The sequence below is a fragment of the Agrobacterium sp. genome, assembly GCF_059499945.1.
In genome coordinates, this window is sequence record NZ_JCABZP010000022.1 from 85,683 (window position 1) to 106,028 (window position 20,346).

The 20,346-nt window shown below is 54.8% G+C and carries 17 protein-coding genes; 11 read left to right on the top strand and 6 right to left on the bottom strand.

Going from position 1 to position 20,346, the window contains the following annotated elements:
* Positions 1-284 precede the first annotated feature (284 nt).
* Positions 285-569, top strand: coding sequence for a hypothetical protein (locus AC5I5B_RS24895; RefSeq protein WP_448799428.1), 285 nt, complete (start codon positions 285-287; stop codon positions 567-569).
* A gap of 55 nt (positions 570-624) precedes the next feature.
* On the opposite strand, the gene AC5I5B_RS24900 is transcribed toward AC5I5B_RS24895, so the two are convergent.
* Positions 625-1,929, bottom strand: coding sequence for a hypothetical protein (locus AC5I5B_RS24900; protein ID WP_448799427.1), 1,305 nt, complete (start codon positions 1,927-1,929; stop codon positions 625-627).
* A gap of 303 nt (positions 1,930-2,232) precedes the next feature.
* On the opposite strand from AC5I5B_RS24900, the gene AC5I5B_RS24905 reads away from it, so the two are divergent.
* From AC5I5B_RS24905 to AC5I5B_RS24930, 6 genes are all read left to right on the top strand, one after another.
* Entirely contained in the window at positions 2,233-2,511 is a 279-nt protein-coding gene (locus AC5I5B_RS24905) for a hypothetical protein (protein WP_448799426.1), read from the top strand.
* A 167-nt stretch (positions 2,512-2,678) separates the two neighbouring features.
* The gene (locus AC5I5B_RS24910) at positions 2,679-4,946 is read left to right on the top strand and encodes a hypothetical protein (RefSeq protein WP_495752903.1); all 2,268 of its coding nucleotides are present in this window, start codon (positions 2,679-2,681) and stop codon (positions 4,944-4,946) included.
* A 50-nt stretch (positions 4,947-4,996) separates the two neighbouring features.
* Positions 4,997-8,776 carry a hypothetical protein gene (locus AC5I5B_RS24915; RefSeq protein ID WP_495752904.1) on the top strand — a complete coding sequence of 1,260 codons (3,780 nt, stop codon included), beginning with the start codon at positions 4,997-4,999 and terminating at the stop codon, positions 8,774-8,776.
* Positions 8,777-8,890: 114 nt separating this feature from the next.
* On the top strand, positions 8,891-9,490 hold the full coding sequence (locus AC5I5B_RS24920) for a ribonuclease H family protein (RefSeq protein WP_495752905.1): 600 nt from the start codon (positions 8,891-8,893) through the stop codon (positions 9,488-9,490).
* A 312-nt stretch (positions 9,491-9,802) separates the two neighbouring features.
* A complete protein-coding gene (locus tag AC5I5B_RS24925; protein ID WP_495752906.1) occupies positions 9,803-10,309 on the top strand; it encodes a hypothetical protein in 507 nt (168 codons plus the stop codon).
* Positions 10,294-10,821: a virion core protein, T7 gp14 family gene (locus AC5I5B_RS24930; protein WP_448799421.1), complete on the top strand. Its 528-nt coding sequence runs from the start codon at positions 10,294-10,296 to the stop codon at positions 10,819-10,821. Before AC5I5B_RS24925 ends, AC5I5B_RS24930 begins: the two co-directional genes overlap by 16 nt.
* 426 nt (positions 10,822-11,247) lie before the next feature.
* Here AC5I5B_RS24930 and AC5I5B_RS24935 read toward each other — a convergent pair whose 3' ends face one another.
* Together AC5I5B_RS24935 and AC5I5B_RS24940 are read right to left on the bottom strand one after the other, a co-directional pair.
* Positions 11,248-11,442 carry a hypothetical protein gene (locus AC5I5B_RS24935; RefSeq protein ID WP_448799420.1) on the bottom strand — a complete coding sequence of 65 codons (195 nt, stop codon included), beginning with the start codon at positions 11,440-11,442 and terminating at the stop codon, positions 11,248-11,250.
* A gap of 876 nt (positions 11,443-12,318) precedes the next feature.
* Complete coding sequence (locus AC5I5B_RS24940; RefSeq protein ID WP_495752907.1) at positions 12,319-13,428, bottom strand: protein NO VEIN domain-containing protein; 1,110 nt, start codon at positions 13,426-13,428, stop codon at positions 12,319-12,321.
* Positions 13,429-13,618: 190 nt separating this feature from the next.
* On the opposite strand from AC5I5B_RS24940, the gene AC5I5B_RS24945 reads away from it, so the two are divergent.
* From AC5I5B_RS24945 to AC5I5B_RS24955, 3 genes are all read left to right on the top strand, one after another.
* Positions 13,619-14,164 (top strand): recombinase family protein, encoded by a 546-nt coding sequence (locus AC5I5B_RS24945; protein WP_448799418.1) that lies wholly within the window; start codon positions 13,619-13,621, stop codon positions 14,162-14,164.
* 60 nt (positions 14,165-14,224) lie between these two features.
* Complete coding sequence (locus AC5I5B_RS24950; RefSeq protein ID WP_448799417.1) at positions 14,225-15,169, top strand: hypothetical protein; 945 nt, start codon at positions 14,225-14,227, stop codon at positions 15,167-15,169.
* 154 nt (positions 15,170-15,323) lie between these two features.
* Positions 15,324-16,682, top strand: coding sequence for a hypothetical protein (locus AC5I5B_RS24955; RefSeq protein WP_495752908.1), 1,359 nt, complete (start codon positions 15,324-15,326; stop codon positions 16,680-16,682).
* A gap of 38 nt (positions 16,683-16,720) precedes the next feature.
* On the opposite strand, the gene AC5I5B_RS24960 is transcribed toward AC5I5B_RS24955, so the two are convergent.
* The 3 genes from AC5I5B_RS24960 to AC5I5B_RS24970 form a co-directional block, all read right to left on the bottom strand.
* Complete coding sequence (locus AC5I5B_RS24960; RefSeq protein WP_448799415.1) at positions 16,721-18,034, bottom strand: tyrosine-type recombinase/integrase; 1,314 nt, start codon at positions 18,032-18,034, stop codon at positions 16,721-16,723.
* A gap of 265 nt (positions 18,035-18,299) precedes the next feature.
* The gene (locus AC5I5B_RS24965) at positions 18,300-18,800 is read right to left on the bottom strand and encodes a hypothetical protein (RefSeq protein ID WP_060727516.1); all 501 of its coding nucleotides are present in this window, start codon (positions 18,798-18,800) and stop codon (positions 18,300-18,302) included.
* A 60-nt stretch (positions 18,801-18,860) separates the two neighbouring features.
* The gene (locus tag AC5I5B_RS24970) at positions 18,861-19,235 is read right to left on the bottom strand and encodes a PAS domain-containing protein (RefSeq protein ID WP_111834570.1); all 375 of its coding nucleotides are present in this window, start codon (positions 19,233-19,235) and stop codon (positions 18,861-18,863) included.
* A gap of 207 nt (positions 19,236-19,442) precedes the next feature.
* On the opposite strand from AC5I5B_RS24970, the gene AC5I5B_RS24975 reads away from it, so the two are divergent.
* On the top strand, positions 19,443-20,345 hold the full coding sequence (locus AC5I5B_RS24975; protein WP_111834571.1) for an NUDIX hydrolase: 903 nt from the start codon (positions 19,443-19,445) through the stop codon (positions 20,343-20,345).
* Position 20,346 lies beyond the last annotated feature (1 nt).

A 20,346-nucleotide genomic window follows, 5' to 3' on the forward strand; every position in this document is an offset into this window, starting at 1 on the left:
TAGTGATATTTTCCTTTTAAAAACAATACTATACACTTGCTGCAGATTTCGTTGCGTACCCCGCCTCGTACCCCATTTGGGTACCCCGCATGGAAATCAGCCCGACCCGCAACGGACAGAGACCGCCTAGAAGCCTCCAGGAAGAATCATGGGGCAACCATAGGCGCGGCTGGCATGTTCCTTTCGCTCACCTCCTGCTCTTCCCCGTGGTCCTTCCTGGGGGCTTCGCTTCCAGGCCTTCCGAACAGTGCGGAAGGCGCAGCGCTTATCAGGGGATATTTTTCATGCGCAACATCATCATCAGCATCATTGAAACGGCCCGTGTTCTAGCATCGGATTTTCGTGACTGGATTAGATCCCATTTTGACATGTTCGTTGAGCCGGGGACCAACACGCTGAATTCGGTCTATCTCAAGATGCCGGGAACAGGACTTGAGCTGTTCGTTGAGCGGTCAAACTTGAATGTCGGTTTCAGTTATGAGCGCACCAGCGGAAACGTTGAGTTTTTTTTGGGGAAAGTCCGTGGCGTAGTCTCGATTGAAACGAAGGCCGCAAGGCAGGCGCGGTGACAACCACCTTTGTGCTTTAACAGGTGGGGGACGATTCGATACCACTTTGCATCGACTATACTGCCAAAAGCAGGACGATAATGTCTGCCAAGCTGTCCCACATGGACATTAGATGCTCTGGAGACGGTGCAAAGTTTGGGGAATGAACGTAGCGGTTAAGTGTATCGGCAGAGATCAGCTTGTCACCCTGTTTGAACTTTTTCACGACTTCGGCTTGCTTTGCATCGATCTTGCCAGCCGCAAGCAGATGCAGGGCAGCCTTTTCAAAACGGGTCGCTAGTTTGTCGTTGTCGTAAACGGTGACAGCGGCTTCCTTGATGTAGTTTTCCAACGCCAACTCAATCAAAACCCGCAGCAGCACGGACACCGCATTAGGGTGTTTTTTGAGATCAAGATGGAACTGGAGTTCTTCCCAAATCTGGTGATGGCGTTGAAGCCGTCCGGGCCAGATCAGGCCGAAATCTTTATGCGGTATAAGATTGGCGCGAACGGTCGGAGCGGCCTTGGCGGTTGGCTTTAACCTAACCGGCTTCGACACGGGCGCTACCGGCTGGCTGATTTTTGGCATAGGTGCGGCTGCTGGCAAAACACCCTCATCTTGGAGAGCACTTAGATATCGGTCTTTTCCATCCAAGTCCCACACATCGTTCAGCACAACATTCCGCGTTGCTAGGTCATTAGCAATGCGCGCCAACGCTCCTAAGGAAGCTGTCTCATCCCTTGTAAATTCGAACCGTCCTCCCTTCATGGTTACACCTACTCGCGCACGTAACGGCTCAGCAGAAAGCAGACGATTCAATGTGGAGCGCGGTATTTTCCTGCGAGATGGTAGCAAATGTGCACGGGCCAGCCTCTGCTCAATCTCATCTGCAATGCTTGGCCCATTGCTCTTGCCTGTCCGAGCTACGAACGTAGCCTTCATACGGTCGTCCCACGTAGTCTGCCCCACCCCGCTTTGTGTCCCCGTATGCCGTCGATACAGGATTTCGTCTATCCGATCGCGATCTGTCTCAACTTGACATTGGAAACTCGTAGGAAACGTCCCTTTCCAACGCTCACGCTGCTCACGGAAAAATCCCTGCAACTCAACAGTGGGAGCGCGACGAGGCTCATCAAGCAACTTGAGGCAAGTAACTCTTCGGTTTCCATCGAACACGATGAACTTGTCGCCGTCAGGCGATACTAACGGGAATTCGTAAATCTCTCCTCGATCAACGATGTCTTTCGCAAGGTTCCGCATATGCGTCTCGCGTTCCTTGAAAAGCCAAGCGATAGCGGAGGTTTCATTCTCAAGTTCCCCGTGGCGGTCATTCGCTCGATTGACCTCAAGAGAAGCCAGTAAAAGATTCCGTATCGCCATCAAATTCCCCCAAGTGTTCAAACTCACCTTAGGTTGAAATGTCCTCCATTTCCACCACTTCGTAATTCAGGGACGACGACCTCTACACAATGACTATTCCTCTCTGCGACGCCGTCTTTTGAATTGGTAGAGCGTGATAGGACGTCGCCTCCAGCGATTACCCCTCACCATAGACCACCCACGCCGCACCACTCGTGATGATCGGGTTGCAGTGCCGGTGGTCCTCGCATTGTTCAATTACAACCCACCATAGACATCGCTCAAAGGCCACCTCGTTTGCGAAGGGGCAACAGGAAAAACGAAATGACCTCCGAAACGATATCCGTCCTATCAGTCCTCGCGGCTGTAACAAACGATGCTCATGAAAAAACCACCAGACGCTCTTCCGAGGGAACACTGCATGCCATACGTGCGGGGGACGCCTTGCTTGCCGTGAGTACGATGGTGCCGGACAGCAAGTTTGACGCTTGGGTCGAGGCGTTCTGCCATTTCGGCCACCATCAGGCAGACAGCTATATGTCGATAGCGAAAAGCGGTGGCGGCTTCCTGCCGTTGCTCACCTCCGTAACCAAGCCGGAATAATCCCCCCCTGCTGCGGCCTCTGTTCAATTCGGTCGCTACCGGCAAACCCATGGCGACCCCCGGTTTTCCTCACGAAAGCTGGCAGTGATCTTTTCCATTTCTATCACCGACCTCCGGTCTCATCCATCAAACGCTCGGCACCCCTTCGGCTGCCAGAAGGAACCCCCATGACAAAACTACCGGGATTGACCCGACAAGATGACCGCCCCTCCGTGGGTGGTTCGAACCGTGGCCGTGTGCAGGTTCGTAACCCCTTCGGGGACGTAGCCTTGCAGCCGCAGGCTCGCCCGGTGGATACCTATAGCCGCCCTCAGGCCGCACCATCCAGACCTAACGGCCTCCAGCAGCTTGCCGGGGCGCTTGCTCAAATCAGCCCAGCGCTCACCAACTTTCTCGACAACTCAGCCGCTAAGGCACAGAAGGACGCCGAGGACCGCGCTATGCGACGGATTGGCGGCATGAGCTTCCAAGAGGCTCGTGATGCTGTGAATAGCGGCAAGATGACCGAGATGGATAACCCGTGGTTCAAGGCTGCTTTCATGAAGCAGTATGGCGAGCGGCTGGCCTATGAGCGCGTCAATGAGCTTTCCACGGAATATGAGACCAACTTCGACAAGAACTCCGGTGATGTCGATGGTCTTATCCGGGGCCGAACCTCGGATGACTTGGACCAGTACGGTAATGACCCTCATTTCACCGGGGCGTACACCAAGGTCATGGATGGCTTCGGTGCTAGGGCAAAGACCGCCCAAGCTCAATACAAGACCGAGCAGGTGAAACAGGACACTGTTAGCGGGGTCTACGACACCTTCCATGGTGAAGCCACATCGCTCCGGGAAGCCGGTAAAACCCCGCAGGCAATCGTTACCGCTCTCCGGGGGAAATACGAGGGGAACCGCTCGCTGCTCCATGTGGACTTCAAGGAGCAGGACAGGGAGATGGTCCGGCTGGCCGAAGCGTTCGCGGCCAAGGGCGACATGGAGATGGTCAATGCCATCCTCAACTCCGACCGCAAGGGGGCCGATGGCACTGTTCTCGGTCCCCTGTCAGCTAACCGCGAATTTCAGACGGATGCCGTTCGTATCCAGAATGGTGCCAAGAGGCAGAACTTCGAGCAGAATGAAGAGGCCACCCGCGATATTCGGATGGTGTTTTGGGATGATGCACGTACCGGCAAGCTCAACCGGGAAAAGCTGGTGGGGTGGCACAAAGCGAACCCCGGCGCTTATTCGGAAGCTCAGGTTCTCTCCCTGATCAACCAGAACGATACCTTCAATGAGCAGCAGGCCAAGGAGTTGGCCAAGGCGGAACAGAAGATTGCATGGCAGAAAGCCGCTGATCAGGCCGAGGAGGAACTCGTTTCCCGAAACCTTGACGCTACCGGTAGGGGCATGCTGCCGTACATCGAAGAGGCCACCGTCCCAACGAAGACAGGGGAAACCCGAACGATCTCCGTGGATGACCAGAAGAAGGCCGTTGCCAAGCGCTTGGTCGATCAGACGGAATGGCTTGTAGGGAAGGGAAAGGCGACCCCCGAGCAGGCTTTTGGCATGCAGGTGGAAAGCTTCTCAGTCGGAAATCTGACAAACCCGAAATGGGAAAACATCCTTAAAGGGGGGCCGAAAGCAGCCACCCCGTTCACTCTTTCAGGGGGAGCCGTTCCACCGACTCTACAGGATAGCGTTGACCTCTACATGAAGCTCCACGCCGCCAACCCGAAGCTCTTGGATACGCATGTCAAAGACAGCTCCGACCGGGATTTCTACGAGGCGTATCGCATCGCCACGCAATACAGCAAGCTCGGCCCGGAGCAGGCCATGCAGGTGGCCATGATGCAGACCTCGGACCCTGATAAAGTCCGGTCACCCGCAGCAGCGATGCGCACCGAGCAAATTGAAGAGCGCGTGGATTCCGTCCGGTATGGTGGTTACTGGGGCAGTAAATATTCCCCATCCAACAAGAGTTATGTTGCCTCCGAGATAACCCGACTTGGAAAGTTCTACGTCCAAAACGGCATGGATACGGAGGACGCGCTGGACGAAGCCAAGAAGCGTTTCGAGGCCACGCACACAGCCGTCCGGGGAAACTTCGTTTACACCGCTGGCCGCGACGTACCTCAAAATTTCGCCGACCTCGCGGGATATGCCATCGAAAAATATGTGGCCGATTTCGGGGACGCCGAAGACCTTGAGGCGGAAGACCTCACAATCCGCCCCGCAACCAACGGTCAATCATGGGTGATTGTCCACCAATCCGGTCAATACCCTGTGGAAAATTTAGCCAGAGCAAACCTCACCCTCAGGTCTCTGTACGAGCTGGACCAGAAGCGCCGGACCGAGAAGGCGCAAGGCGTGGTGGATGCACAGGATAGCAAACAGAAAGAGCGCGCCATTTCAAAAGAGCGGTTCGATATCGAGAAGCACTTTGTTCCATAACCATCATTGGGTCACCTTCGGGTGGCCCTTTCCATTTCTAAGGACCACCTATGTCAGACAGTAACAACGCACCCTCGTGGCTGCGGTACGCCAACCGTGGCGCAAAGCGTAACCTTCCGATCAGCGGCGATCTCGTCAGCGCCCTTGGGTTCCTTGAGGACATGGGCGTCGAGATGGAAGTGTTCAGCGGCGGGCAGGTAACCAAGGAAGAAGCAAAGGCAGGCAAAGGCCAGCGCACGGGTTCCGTTCGTCACGACCACGGCAGCGCCGCCGATGTTTTCTTCTACCAGAACGGCAGAAAGCTCGACTGGTCAAACCCCTCTGACGTTCCGGTTTTCCAAGAGATCGTCCAGCGTGCCCGTGGAGCGGGGGTGACCGGCTTCGGCGCAGGACAGGGCTATATGCAGCCGGGTTCCATGCACATCGGCTATGGTAACCCCGGAGTATGGGGAGCAGATGGGAATGGCGACAACGCCGCTCAATGGCTCCGTGAAGCTTACAATCGCGCCCCTTCCTCATCACCTCCTGCAAGCAAGGAACCGACGAGGCTTACCTTCTCAAACCCCGGTCCCGACCAGCCGCAATCCAAGTTCACCATGGGCCAGCCCGAAAACTCCGTGTCCGTCATGGATGCGACCCAGCCGATGCTTCCGACCACCATGCAAGATGACCGGGAAGCTGCGCAGGCCCGTGAGGATGCGATGCGGGGTGTCTCCCTTTGGCAGGGTGTGAAGGACGCCGTGAACACCGACTGGTCGTTATCTGCGGTCTGGCAGGACCGACCGGAGGCCAAGCCCGACCCCAACTTCCGGCTGGACCAGAAGCTCACCGAGGAACTGACGAAGGGTATCCCGGAGCAATACTGGGACCGCTTCGCGGATGCTCAATCTCTCCCTCATGCCGAGGGTATGCGGGCTTCTCTCATGAAGCAGCTCGAAGCCGAACAGCGCTTGTCCTCAATGGGCTGGGGTGGTGTCGGCCTCCGGGTAGCAGCAGGCGTAACGGACCCTCTGGCTTGGGCCGCAGCGGCTGGTATCTCTGTTGCGTCCATGGGTGCAGGGGCACCGGCTGCGATGGCTGCTCGGTTCGGAAAGATCGGACAGGTTGCCTTGGCCGCTGCCGAAGGCGGTGCTGGTGCTGCCGTCTCCGAAGGCATTCTGTACGCGAACAAGCCCACCGCCGAGAGCGCTGATCTCTGGTGGGGCGTGGGAACCGGAATGCTCCTCGGGGGTGCCTTCGGTGCGCTTGCCAGAAACCCGGCCACCCGTGAGGAAGCCCAGCAGCTCCAGCAGATCGGCAGAAACATGCAGAACGGGACAGCCTTATCACCGCCCGGTGGGTCCACCACGGGTGCGATGCAGATTAGCCCAAGGGAACCCCTCAGAATGGACACTGCGGATATCATCCGTGATGCTGAGAGGCCCGATGTCTTTCACGCTGGTGGGGCGCGCTATGACAGCGCTTACTCGCTCAAGAGTTCCGACAACGATCTCACCTCCATGATCGGCAACGTGATCGTTGAGGACGGTGCCCGCAACAAGACCGGCCTAACCCCCATTGGAGCTTCGGAAGTTCAGGCGCTCCTTCATCAACGCGCCGAGGCCCGCTGGGCGGCTACCAATCAAGCCAACTGGAAGCAGTTCAAGGAACGGAACCCGGAAATCAGTCGTGATGAATTTCATCGGCAGGTGACCGCGTTCGTCCGTGATCGCGACCTGATGGTGGAATATGACCCTGCCGTTAAAGCCCAGGGCGCAGTCCTCCGGGATGTCTTGGGAACCTATGCCGAAACTGCCGCAAACCCCGGCCTCATTGATGGTCGCACCTTGCGCCCCGTTCGGGGTTTCGAGGGGATGACCCGGAACGACTTCTATGTCCCGCGCATCTTCGACCTCGGCTCCATCCAAGAACACCTCACCAAGTTCGGTCATAAAACCCTCTCTGGTTTGGTTGCCCGTGCGATGCGTGAGGTCAATGACGAGATCAGCGAAGAGCTGGCAGGGAAGTTCGCCACGAACTACATCAGGAAGCTCCACTCGCTTTCTGCTGGTGAGCTACAGGGAATGTCCCGTGTGTTCTCCGGGGAAGACCTTGATGCCCTCAAGGCAAACCTCACGAGGGACACCGATCTCTCCGAGGCCGACATCGACGCGGTTGTCAGTCACATGAAGCCGGGGAAGAAGGATGGTGCCAGCCGCCACGGGAAAAGCCGTATGTTCTATGATGAGAACTTCGGCCTCATGCTTCCGTATTCCAATGGCCAGCCGGGGACACAGTTCGTCCGCATCTCGGACCTGTTCGTCAATGATGCAGATACGCTCATGCGGTCCTATTCCCGCCAAATGTCGGGCCGGATTGCCATGGCTCGCATGGAGCTCAGGAACCCGAAGTGGCAGATCGGGGACATGGCCGATGAACACTTCGTCAAAGGCATCACCTCGGATGGCGAGTGGCAAACCTTGATGGACAAGGTGCGTGACGTGGGTGACCAGAAGGGCATCCAGGCTACCACCAAGGAGGACATTGAGCGCCTCAACTGGGTCTATAACACCATCGTCGGGAAGCCAACGCGGAACGAAGGCGATAGGTGGAGCCAGTTCCTTCGGATGGTGCGGGACTACAACTTCATCCGCGTAATGGGACAGGTGGGCTTTGCCCAGTTGTCGGAGACCATGAACACGGTTTCCCAACTCGGTCTTAAGGCGTCGTTCACGAATGTCCCTTCATTCCGGGCGATGTGGCGCAATGCCAAGACCGGGATGCTAGACGATGCCTTGGCGCGTGAATGGGAAGATATGACCGGCATAGGTGCGGACTGGGTGCGCCATGCGACCCACCGCAGGGAAGACCTCTTCGATAATCCTCTGGACGCCTTCAATAACCCTATGCTCCAGAAGCTGGACGATGGGCTTCAAGCCGGGAAACGTGCGGTTTCCGCAATGTCCGGCATGGCTCCGGTGAACACCGCGCTCCAGCGTTGGACAGGCAGGGCGATCATGAACAAGTTCGCCTTGATGGCCCGAGGGAAAACTACGATGAACCCAAGGCGACTGGCTGCGCTTAACCTCGATCAGCGCCGCGTGGATGCGATCTATGAAAACATCCGCAACCATGCGACGTTCAAGGATGGTCGGCTCAAGTCAATGAACTTCTCCAAGTGGGCCGATCAGGAGGCCGTGGCAAACTTCGAGTTCGCTGCGTTCCGCCTTAGCCGCTCCATTATACAGGAGAATGACATCGGCCAGATGGCCATGTGGATGTCACATCCCTTGGCCCGGACGTTCCTCCAGTTCCGTTCCTTCGTGCTGGCGGCTTACACCAAGCAGACGCTACAGGGGTTCAACTTCCGAGACGCCACGACAGCCACGGCGTTCATCACAACCACCTTTGCTGCCTCCATGAGTTACATGATGCGGACCTATGCCAACTCGGTGGGCCGCAGTGACCGGGAGGAGTTTCTGGAAAAGCGCCTTTCGCTTGGCAGCATTGCGGCTGCTGGCGTCCAGAACGGCTCTTGGGCGACCATTATGCCGGTGGCTGTGGATACGGCCGCCGCACGGTTCCGTGAGAAAGGAAACCCGCTGTTTGACGCCCGTTCCACAGCGATGGGAGCTGATGCGATCTTTGGGAACCCCTCTGCCGATCTCGCCCAGTCCGGTCTTGATGCCTTGGGCGTGGTCGGAAAGCAATTGCACGGTAAGCGGTTCTCTCAGCAGGACGCCCGAGCGATTGCGCGGGTGCTGCCATTCCAGAACCTCAACGGGGTCGCTCAGCTTCTCTCCACGTTCATTAGCCCGCTACCAGAGCGATCTCGCGATACAAGGCGGTAACGTCAACAATCGGATGACTTTTGTCGCCTCTGGCAATTTCTACCCTCGGTCCTCGCAGGCCGGGGGTTTTCTTTTTCCAGCGCTTATGCGCGATCAACAACCGATGGAAACAACATGACCATAATCCCCGATATCAGCCTAACCAGCATCAAAGCGGGCAGGCATTACATCATCGCCACCGATGGCGCTGCCATTCCCAATCCCGGCCCCGGTGGCTGGGCTTACATCAAACAGCTTTGGGACGGTGAACAGCTTCTCCAGCAGGCACCCAATGCAGCCCGCTCGGAAGAGCTGGAAAGCACCAACAACCGCATGGAAATGACAGCAGTTATCATGGCCGTGGAAAGCATCCGGGAAACGGAAACGCCGACCATCATTCAAACCGATAGCGACTATGTCCTTAAAGGTTTCACGCTCTACCTGCCCCAGTGGAAGGTCAAGGGCTGGAAGTCGTCTAGCGGCAGGGTGAAGAACAAAGAGCTATGGGAAAGGCTCGATGCTGCTTGTGCTGCGAAGACCATCTATTGGGAGAAGGTGCTTGGTCATTCCGGTCATCACCTCAATGAGATGGCTGACACTCTAGCGAATGACGCAGCGAACGGAGGTTTCCCAAAAGGACGGCTTTCGATCGGTAGATTGCACCCGGATTGGTTCTTTCCGAGACCCATGATTTCCAGACCGAAAAAACAGACCGTCAATTACACCTCACCATAGGAGGATGATGTTATAGCCCACCATAGGAGGAGAGATGGTCTTCCCTAGGTAAAACCTAAGATATTTATTCATAGGATGATTATAAAAGCATAATCATAGGTAATACCTATGGGAACCTTCTGGCGTCTCCATGTTGACCCATGGTCGCCTATGTCCCTCGGCAGGTTTGTCCGCCTCCATCGCTGCCGAGATAGATTGCCTTCGCTGGTCATCAAACGCTCCAGCGCAAACTCACCTCCATCACCCATCCCAACAGCACCGCCTCATCTTTGAGGGGCGGCTTTATGTCTGCGACACCCGCAAGGATATTCCATGAAACGCAAACCAACGCCATCACCGGCTTGTCTTAAGGTCCGGCCATCCCGCCCCGACGACGTTGCCTATCTCGCCCCAAGACTTCGCAAGGCCGACCTCGCAAGCCTCGTGGCATGTGCATCGCCTTCCGCCGAAGTCAGTCTCACCCGCGGTCTTCAACATTCCGACATTTGCCTGACCGCCTTGGATGACGAGGGTTTGCCGGTAGTGATGTTCGGGAGCGTTCCGTATCGCCAAGACAGCACCGTGGGGAACGTTTGGTTTCTGATGGCTGATGGTTTGAGCATCGACGCCGAACGCTTGACCATTACAGCCAGTCACTACGTTGAAACTTTCCACGGAAAATATCCAATCCTGTCGAGTTTCATGGATTGCCGTGATCGTCCTCGGAAACGGATGTTGCGACGTTGTGGTTTTGATTTCGGCAAGATCGCCAAAAGCCCCAGCGGACACAATTTCCAAGAAGCATTCAAGATCAGGAGCGCCGCATGTGTGATCCAATAACGATGGTCGCTGCGGCGCTCGGTACTGCACAGACAGTTACCGGATACATTGGCGAACGGCAGGCCGCAGCAGCTCAGAACGCAATGGTCCGTGAGAACCAGAAGGCCGCCAACGCGAACCTTGTCCGTGAATATGCTGACGTACAGACACGGCAAATTCAGGAAGAGGATGCGGCGGCTGTCCAGAAGCAGGACATTTCCCGTGAAGCCCGTGCTGCCCGAGCCACCACCACGGCCGCAGCCGGGGAAGCCGGTGTGTCCGGCCTCTCGGTCGATGCTCTCCTTGCGGACGTTTACGGCAAGGAGGCGACCGCCAAGGACCGCATCAGCCAGAACTCAGGTTTCACCACCGCTAACCTCACAAGGGAGATGGACGGCCTCAAGGCGAAAGCCCAGGACCGCATCAACTCCATGCCGTGGGCAACCGGACCCAGCCCCTTCGCAGCAGCGCTCAAGATCGGCGGTGTCGGGCTGGACAGCTATAATCGTTATGGGAAACCCAAGCAGCCCTGACGGTAGAGGGATGAGGGCCGCAGTCTCGATCACCGCGACCCTCGTGTTTCAGCCCCTCTAGCGTAATGAGGCCCGGTGGTAGCCACCGCTACCGGGAGTTAAGTTATGCAACTTATCTTTTAAAGCCAAGCCCTCGGGCCAAACTGTATGGACACTCACCGACGCGAGTGGGTATATCCTTCAATACGCTGGGGATAGGCCACGCTGTGGTGACATTTCTAGAAAAATGCCAGTTTTCATTATAGCTGTTGAGAGTTTCGCAATGTTTCCGGAATGGATGGGTAATGGCTGGGCGCTAACATACTTTACCTGTGTTTTCTTTATCATAAGCCATCTGATTTCCTACTTTCTCAAAAGCGAGAAGGTCAGATTCTTGCTTACCTACGCGGCAATCTTCATGGGCGGCGCAGCTTTGCTAACCAGCTTTCATTCTGCGTCGAGTGCCATGAGCGCGGCCAAAATGAAATTAGCTTCGGAGCGGGTGGACAGAGCCGGGGTTGAGGTGAAACGGGCGATCTCCGCTACCAAAAATACCGTGTGCGGACTCAGCTTCATTAGCGGCCCGGATTCTCCCCCTAACTTCATCGAAATAGAAACGGACCGCAAATCGATGTGCGACATGTTCACGCGTCTCGAATTGTATGGGAGTCAAGAATGGGACCCGCAAAGTGAGTTCACACCTCCAAATGTCGGTCTAAGTTCAATTAAGAGCCTTGTGTTTCGCGTGTGGGCTAACGATCTACAATATGCCAGTGATGAACACCAAAAAGCGCGGAGTGAGGTTATACTCCATAGGCCGCAATCTTGGTTGTTCTGGACCGCGCTTGAGCCTTTCGTAATATCTGCATCTTGGTCACTTGGTCTCGCGTTAATGATACCTCATCGAAGACGCCAACAAGGTTACCATTTAGGGTGAAGAGCCTCCAGCGCCCACATTACCAGTGGCTATTTTGCCGAAAAAATCCAAGGCGGCAATCGATGGAAATGCTCACGCGCGTTCCCCCGTGCCCCCACGGACGCACGGAATAGCTCGGGCGGATGTGCAGGCGCGGCTAAGCTCCCTCTTGGTGAAGATCAAGTCTTGACCTTGGCATTCCTTCCGGCATCTTCATAACATGCAAAGGGAGACCATATGGAACTAGCGATTGAGAGGCGGAGGACGCCCAAGCGGGTGAGTGCACTGCGTACCCTGAGTGACCGCATTGAGGTACTGCGGGAGTTTCGGGCTGATATGCCGATACACATGGTCTCGGTATTCTTGGCTGTGGCAATGCGTCCCGGCGTTCTCCAGTGCGACCTCCCGGAACTTGTCGGCATTAGCCAGTCATCCGTCTCGCGAAACGTCTACGCCCTCGGTAAGTATGATAGGCATGGCAAGCCGGGACTGGGCCTCGTGGAGCAGCGGTGTGGACCCACAGGAGCTAGATCACCCGAGATACACCTGACGAAGACTGGTCGAGAATTGGCAAAGCGGTTGCTGTGATGTTGCTTGTTTGGTCAATTTGCGCCGGGTGCAGCGGCTATCACGGACGGAGTTTCCAGAGGTGATATGGACACACGATAAGCCGTGGGTTCGAGTTTAACTACGCCTTCCAGCGGACCAGGAAGAACATAAATCATCGGATGTTTTCCGAATCGGAACACTCGATATAACCGATACCTTTCAGCGTTCATGATCGCGAACAATCGCTCTGTCTCTGTCAAATAGAATGGCGTGTAGCTGTCTCCGCGTGTCGATTTGACTTCAATAAAAATCCGTTCACCGTTGTCATCATACGACAGGACATCATAGCCCAGCCCATCTCCATCGTCGCGAGCCACCCATCGCACAAGTTTCGCTTGCTCGTGTAATCCCAGGTCACGTAAGCGAGCCTTCTCAACGGCGACAACGAATTTTTCCCCGGCATGTCCAAGTGCCTCGTTCCTTGCATCAATAGCGGCGAAATCAACTTTTCTCGCGACAAACTTGTTATCTCGCTTCTGGGTTTGACGTTCTTTGACCTCCGGTCGGTCAACGAAAACCGTATCGAGCGTTTTCCGTGTCACCTTCGGTTTTGCTAAAGCGTCCGAAGGGCGAGGGTTGTCCGCTTCAAGCTGTCTCAGTACCTCTTGCGTGAGCGCCTCTTGAACATTTTTCAAAGGCTTATACCCCTGAATCCAGGGATAGCCGAGCTTGCGCAGAACTGCACTGACGTTCTGGTGCTTCCGCTCTATCGCGCCATTGGTCCGTGAAATGGTTTCCATCAATTGCTCTCGGTGAGCTGTTTTGTTGTATTTGTGCCCGCGAAGTTCCTCGGACAACATGCTGAAATAATCGGAAACCAAGTCCGAAACTTCTGCATCTGACCAAGGGCGCTCTGCGGTCACGCCATCTCGCAGCGACCAAATTCCAGTGCCGATTCCATCACTTGAGAACAGATCAAAGCGCCCTTGAAAGCTCTCGCTGTCACTGGAGTTGTATTCAAGCTCTCGCCGGACGACTGCCTCCCAGGTTTTAGGCAGCTTCGTTTGGCGGCGCTTGCGCACAGCGTCGTAGATTTCTGAAAGTGTCCCCTTCCCTCCGATGTCTTCCAACGCGGCAACAACATCATCACGCCATTTCACCATCACACACCCCCGATTTTCTTATTGGTACTTCGCCAAGTTTCTCACGCTGAGTCAACTAGGAGTGGTCCGATAAGGTATACCCACGCCGGACGATCTAAATGAAATGAATTATGTCCGATATGGATTGACATGTAATTTATCGGACGTTATTCCGATTTCATCTTAGACTTTATCGGACAAAAGGTGTCTTATGAAAATCGGCTATGCCCGCGTATCTTCCACCGGCCAGAATGAAACCGCTCAGGTCGATATCCTTACCCGTCATGGTGTTGAGGAGGTCTTCATCGACAAGGCAAGCGGGACCACCCGTGAGGGCCGCATAAAGCTCGCGGAGGCCATCCGCTTTGCTAGGAAGGGGGATGCCTTGGTTGTGACCCGCCTTGATCGCCTAGCCCGCTCTGTGCCCGACCTGCACGCAATCTCTCAGGAGCTACAGGTCAAAGGTGTGGACCTGATTGCGACGGAACAGAACATCGATACCACGACTCCCACGGGACGCCTCATGTTCAACATGCTGGGTGCGATTGCCGAGTTCGAGACCGACCTCAGAAAGGAGCGGCAGCTTGAGGGTATCGCCAAGGCGAAAGAGGAAGGCAGATACAAGGGCCGTCCTGTGACGGTCGATGGGGATGCTATAAGGGCGGCCTTGGCTGCCGGGGATAAACCCATGGCAGTGGCTAAGCGTTTTAATGTTGCGCGTTCCACGGTTTATCGCATGATGGAAGGCGTTCGATAGTGAGCGATTACTCACGTCTGCCTCTTTGTCGGGGCGTCTACTTGTTTTGCAGGGGTAATAATGCTGGACGAAGATCAATGTGTAGATCGTCTCGTAGCTACTTCGATCAATCTCACGTCAATTCGGAATAGCCTGATAAACGCTATACCCTGCGATCCAGATGCCGCTCGACGTGAGCTACGCAGTATGCCCTTCTCAGATTTGCTCGCGGTATATATTGGATGGATTGATCGCTTCATCGAACCGCGCCCCCGAGAAGTGAGGGCGTGGGATGGCTTCTTTTCATCGCGCGCCGCGTCCCATGCTGATAAGATTTCCGCGATAGCACAACTGTTCACGCAAGGTGGAGACCTAAAGCCTTATCTGTCTCCTCGTGTGAATATTAGTGGCTACTCACCATATTCTAAAACACGCTCAGGCCTTGTAACTGCGGGGAAAGATAGGGCGTTGAACGCATATGGCACCCATCACTTGCATCTCGTTTCTAGTAACGAGAAGGGAAAGCGAAAAGGCCACAGTAAAGACCTCCTGTTCGTCAAGGTGAGACGCGACCATGTGCTTTTTGTAATGTGCGGTAACCACGCAAGTTTTGATGATGGGACGCTCAGGCAAGCAGTTTCTGACCTAGAGGTTGCCTCTGGTAAATACATCCGAGGAATTTCGGGCGTATCTGGCGAAGTTGATGCGCGGCAAGGCGAAGCCCTCGCACGGCAAGCCATAAATTCGCTTACTCAATCTAATGGGCACTACGCAGCGCCGAGTTTTCTTTCATCAGCCTTGACATCAATGGACCATCGGATTCATGCCGATAAGATAGCTGACTGTATTGAGCAGTGGGAGCCTCTCATTCGAAATGCGCAAGGGAGACAGAAAGTTTGCTCTGAATTCTCCTTCCCTTTTTTCGAGGGGGCAACGTTCGGGTGGACACTCAACTACACAACTCTTTCTCTGGTGGAGGAAACGTCAGGGCGCGCTGTTTTTGAGTTACCGCATGAAAGGCATTAACCTCGTCAATTTTTTACGTTTTCCGCAGAATGGTTCCTACGCTGACAGCCGACATTTCGGAACAACCACGCCATAGCTCGTCCCTCAAGATGTAGTCCAGACGCAAAGAATCATCTAAAGATTGTCGCGTCTTAGCGGTTCAACTTGGGTAAACATGACGAACGTTTATCAATTCCACCCTAGCGCGGAAAACTCCATCGAGGCGTTGGCGAAAGATGCCTTATTAGCAGTTGGGAAAATAAGTCTAGCGAAAACAAAACAACCAACGCCAGATTGGCTGCTATCGCGCGATATAACCACCATAAGAGACGAAGACATTGTGGGTGATCCTACGGCCTGGTTACCACAGGACGACGGGAAAATGGCATTCGTTTTCATGTGGGACAAACAGGATGCCTTCGGATTCAAAGAAGAAGACTACGAATATTTATCAAAGTTAGCGCGCGCGATACTGAAGGTTAAGTGGGCAAAAAAATCCATCAGCTCGAATTTTATCTGCAACGCGTTTGTGGAATGGGCATGTTCTCGGCTTCGCGAAGGTAATACAGATAATTTTTGCTCATACTTTATTCGGAAATGCGATACAGAGATTATGGAGTGGAAAGCGATCATTCCAATTCAGCATCTTGCAATTGAAGAAAGATTCGCATTCGGAAAAGCTAACATCATTCCTCTAAATGATGAGTTCTTTGACGATCTTTCGCGGACACTCACGGAGTACAGCCCCACTCAAATTGAGGAAACAAGCGCGTTGATCTCAAAAATGCGGAGCACTATGAAACGGTGCGCGGGAATTGAGATCGTTATTAAGGCCGAACCCGGATACACCCAAGAAGCCGCGCTGAGCTTGGCTGGGGACGCTGTAGGACTGCTCCGATTTTTTTCCCTTGCGACAATTACTTCAACACGGATGTCTCCGACATCACTTTTATCGTCTCTAATAGTCCCTCAAAAACATATAATCCTCAACTCTGCGAATGGAAAATTCAGGTACTCCACCGGCATAGCAATGAGCGAGGTGGACAATTGGATCATAAGTCGGGCTAATATAAACGATTTACAGCAATACGGCCTTGATGAGGTTGCGGCCCTTCTAGACGCAGATGAACTCAACGACTTTCAAAGGGCTGTTAGATCAAGTCTCTTGGCGTTCTCCCGTGCGACAACATTCCCGGAGATGGCAGATCGACTAGTTTTTGCTTTCTCTGCGATAGAGGGGCTCATGTTGCGGAATGCGAGTGAGTCGATACAACAAAATGTCGGAGACCGGGTAGCATTTCTAACTCAGACAGACCCATCGAAGAGACAGCGTGTCGTGGAAAACTTCCGCGAAGCGTACCGAATGAGGTCGCAGTATATACATCACCGCCTTACTGAACTTGATGTAAGGGAGCTTGACGAAGCGTTTACTAACATTCGGGCAGCGATCAGTTCTGCTGTATCAAACGCAAATTTTTTTAAAACTAAAGATGATTTTCTAGCAGCTATCGAGCGAAAAAAGTACGGGGCGTAAAGGTGCCTATATTAGCGTTTAAAAGTTTTTGCAGGGAATTACTTGGCCCGAGTTATCATGGGCAACCGAACAGCTTCAACACAAATACGCGCCTGTTCAATCAGCGGTCCTGCCGAATACACACCCAGCGTCATGCCCTGCCTCTTATGCCCCACCACAGCCGCGATCAGGCTTTCCGGTTGTGAGGCTCGCTCAGCCTGGGTGATGAACCAACGGCGAAATGAATGGAAGTTTACCAGAGAGCGTCTACGGCCTTCCAGTTCCTCACGGACACCAATCGACCGAGCATAGGCGGTGAATTGGTTCGAAGTCTTGAATGATCGTTCTCGTTGGCTCTCTGTGCTTCTTGGACCCGGCCACTCGGGAAAGAATGGGGCATCTGGCCCTTTACCTTTCGTTCGACGCTCCACGATTTCAGCAAGATCGGAATGGATGGGACATAGACGCTCTGCCTTCTCCTTCTTTTGAGGCTTGAAAACAAATACACCATCGTCGCGGCAGTCTCTAACCCGGAGACACACAATTGGGTCCAAGCGACAACCCGTTAAAGCTGCTATACGCATTAGATCATGCATCGCCTGAGACGTGTCTCCAGAGAGAAGCTTCACCATTTCGTCCTTCGTGAAGGGACGCTCTCTTTCATCATGGGCGACTGAGGGCGTTGCCAAAGCCAGACCTCTCCAGACATCCAGAGGCACTTCCTCTCTCTTCTCCAGCCATTGCCAGTACCTCGACAACCGGTTGATGTACTTGTTCAACGTCACGGGAGACAGCTTCGGCTCTAGCGACCGCAAATCATCAACAAAACGAACGGCGAGTTTCTTTGACGGGAAAGACTGTAGGAACGGCTCGACATTCTTTTCAGCACACCAGCGCTTCAAAAGCTTTATGGCCCGCTCATCATCTCCCTTAGTGCGGGGCTTTACGGTCAATTGGGCCACGTATTGTGAATGGAAATGGTCGATGAGTGTTGCGTTCCCTGATACCATCTTCGTGAATTGCTGCGCCTGCTTGACCTTTGATGGCTCAAAAACAGGCTCTTCTTCACCCGTTACCGGGTCTAACTCAACGCCTACAGGCTTCCCGAGCACAGCATCGATTGTCACAGCTATACCCGCATCAATCTCATCAACTTCTCGGTCAGTTTCAGCCTTGGCATGCTGGCGGCGAAATTCCTCTGCGATTGCGCGTAAATCGGGACGACCATCTCTTCCGGCTGCATCAGCAATCCTTGCCCGCATTTCATTTACCACCGGCCACTTGAGCTGATTGGCGATGGCCAAGCTGTCAGTATTGAGTGGATGTTTCAGCCGCGTCGGTAGCCGTCCATGGAGAGTTTTCGGGACGGCCATAGTGACCCTCCACTTTCCCCGGTGCTGCTCTAGATACTGCCGGTCATTCGCTGCCGATCTCGCCATAAATGTGCCCTACGTACCCCAGTACGTACCCCATTGACGTACCACTATGGCGTTGTTATACAGCGACAAAATTGATTTTCAACGGATAATTTGGATGGCTCGTTCTAACCCGCTTAGCTCCACCAAATCTTCTCAGACAATAAATTCTGCTTTCGGCCAACCGGTCCTATTCATCTTTTAGGCCATTTGACGTCATCGCCTATTGCAGCAGCGCCCGCACATCCTGCCCGTTGATACGGCACTCCAGGGAACCCGGCGCACTCACCTCCTCCACCACCCGACATTCGAGATATCTGCCGCGCAGCCGGTTCTCCAGCGCCTTGAAGGCGTTGAGGCCGCAGGCGTAACGGCGGCCGTCGGGGCCGGTGCAGACGCGGTTGCGTTCGACCTCCTCCACGCCGGCGAGGCGGAATTCCTGGCCCTTGAAGGTAAAGCGGTTGCTGGAAATCACACGCAGGCGCTGGTCCGCATGCATTTTCAGCGGATAGAGATCGGGCGGCGTCGGAATGCGCTCGTAATTTTGGCTACGGGGATCGACCCGCACCGGCGAGGTGGTCCACAGCAGTTCCGTATTGGCGGCAAGTCCTGCCGGTGCGGAAGTCGCCTCGCCATTGACGAGCGAGGCGATGCGGATGCCGGCTATGCCGAGGCCTATGGCAAGGACGACCTGAAACAGCAAAATTGCGATCTGCCTGACCATGTCACCGCAACATCAAAACAATGAACGACATAAATTAGATCGGCTGTCTTTAGCCGCATATCACATCAATAAAACCTTGCACGCATTAACATCCCGCACGGTGCCCATGGCCATGATCGGAAGCTGGTCGTTATCCAGGATCACCCGTCCGGTTGTCCGCAACCAGCGGAAACCGCCGGATTTGAGCTGAATGCGATATTCCTGATCATAGAACACGCCATTTGTCAGCGAATTATAAACCGCCTTGGCGACGCGTGCGCGCGAGCCGCTTTCGATCTGCGCGATGAAATCTTCGACCGGAATGCCGCAGGCGGCTTTTTCCGGCGAGAATTCGCGCAGGCGGGCCGACACGGCATCGAGATAGATCAGGTTCTGCCCGATGTTCCAGGTATAATAACCCACAAGTGTCTCTTCGAGCGATATGTTCTCCAACATCGGCCTTCTACCGTCTGAAATGCTTGTGCGGGTCTGTAACATACCAGACGATAGACGGCTAACCACAAGAATTCATCCTTTTGTCTGATGAGACGCGGTTTTGTGGGCGGCGGATTATCGACAGCCCATTTCGGCCGCCATGTTGGCGAACCAACCTTCCTGTGCCAAAGAAGGTTGACCCTAGAGCCAACGACCAGAGGAGCCGCCGTGACCATCGGGCTTGCCCATGCCGAACTCATCGCCGTCGTCACCGCCATCACCACGGATGAGCCGCGGGTCATGACCGTTCGCGAAGGCGCAGCACTTCCGTCGGGGCCGTTCGAATTCGGGCACAGAACGCTCCAGAGCGGGTTGCGGGAATGGATCCACGAACAGACCCACCACCCCGTCGGTTATCTCGAACAACTCTACACCTTCGCCGATCGCGACCGTAACAACGACATTTTAGGCGGAAGAACCATCTCCATCGGTTATCTCGGGCTGGTTCGCGAGCAGGAAGCATCAGGCGGCAAACGCGCCCTCTGGCACGGCTGGTACGAATATTTCCCCTGGGAAGATCATCGCCAGGGACGCCCTGAGGTTTTGGACAGCATCATCGACAGGCTGCGTGCCTGGGCGGATTCCGATCCCGCCTGCAAAAGCCAGCGCCATTTGCGGGCGGACTTCACCTTCGGCCTAGATGGCGGCGGCTGGAACGAGGAACTGACCCTGCAGCGCTATGAGCTGCTGTATGAAGCCGGGCTGGTCGAGGAAGCGCAGGGCGATCCGCGGGTCAATTTCGGCAGGCCGATGTTTGCCGATCACCGCCGCATTCTCGCCACCGGCATTGCGCGATTGAGGGCCAAGATCAAATACCGGCCGGTGGTGTTCGAATTGATGCCCGATGCCTTCACGCTCCTGCAGCTGCAGCGCGCCATCGAGGCGCTGGCCGGACTGACGCTGCACAAGCAGAATTTCCGCCGGCTGATTGAACAGCAGCAGCTGGTGGAAGAAACCGGCGACATGGCGACCGAAACCGGCGGCCGCCCGGCAAAGCTTTTCCGCTTCCGCCAGACCGTTCTCGATGAGCGCGCCCTCTCGGGTACAAAACTGCCCCTCTCCCGCAATTGAC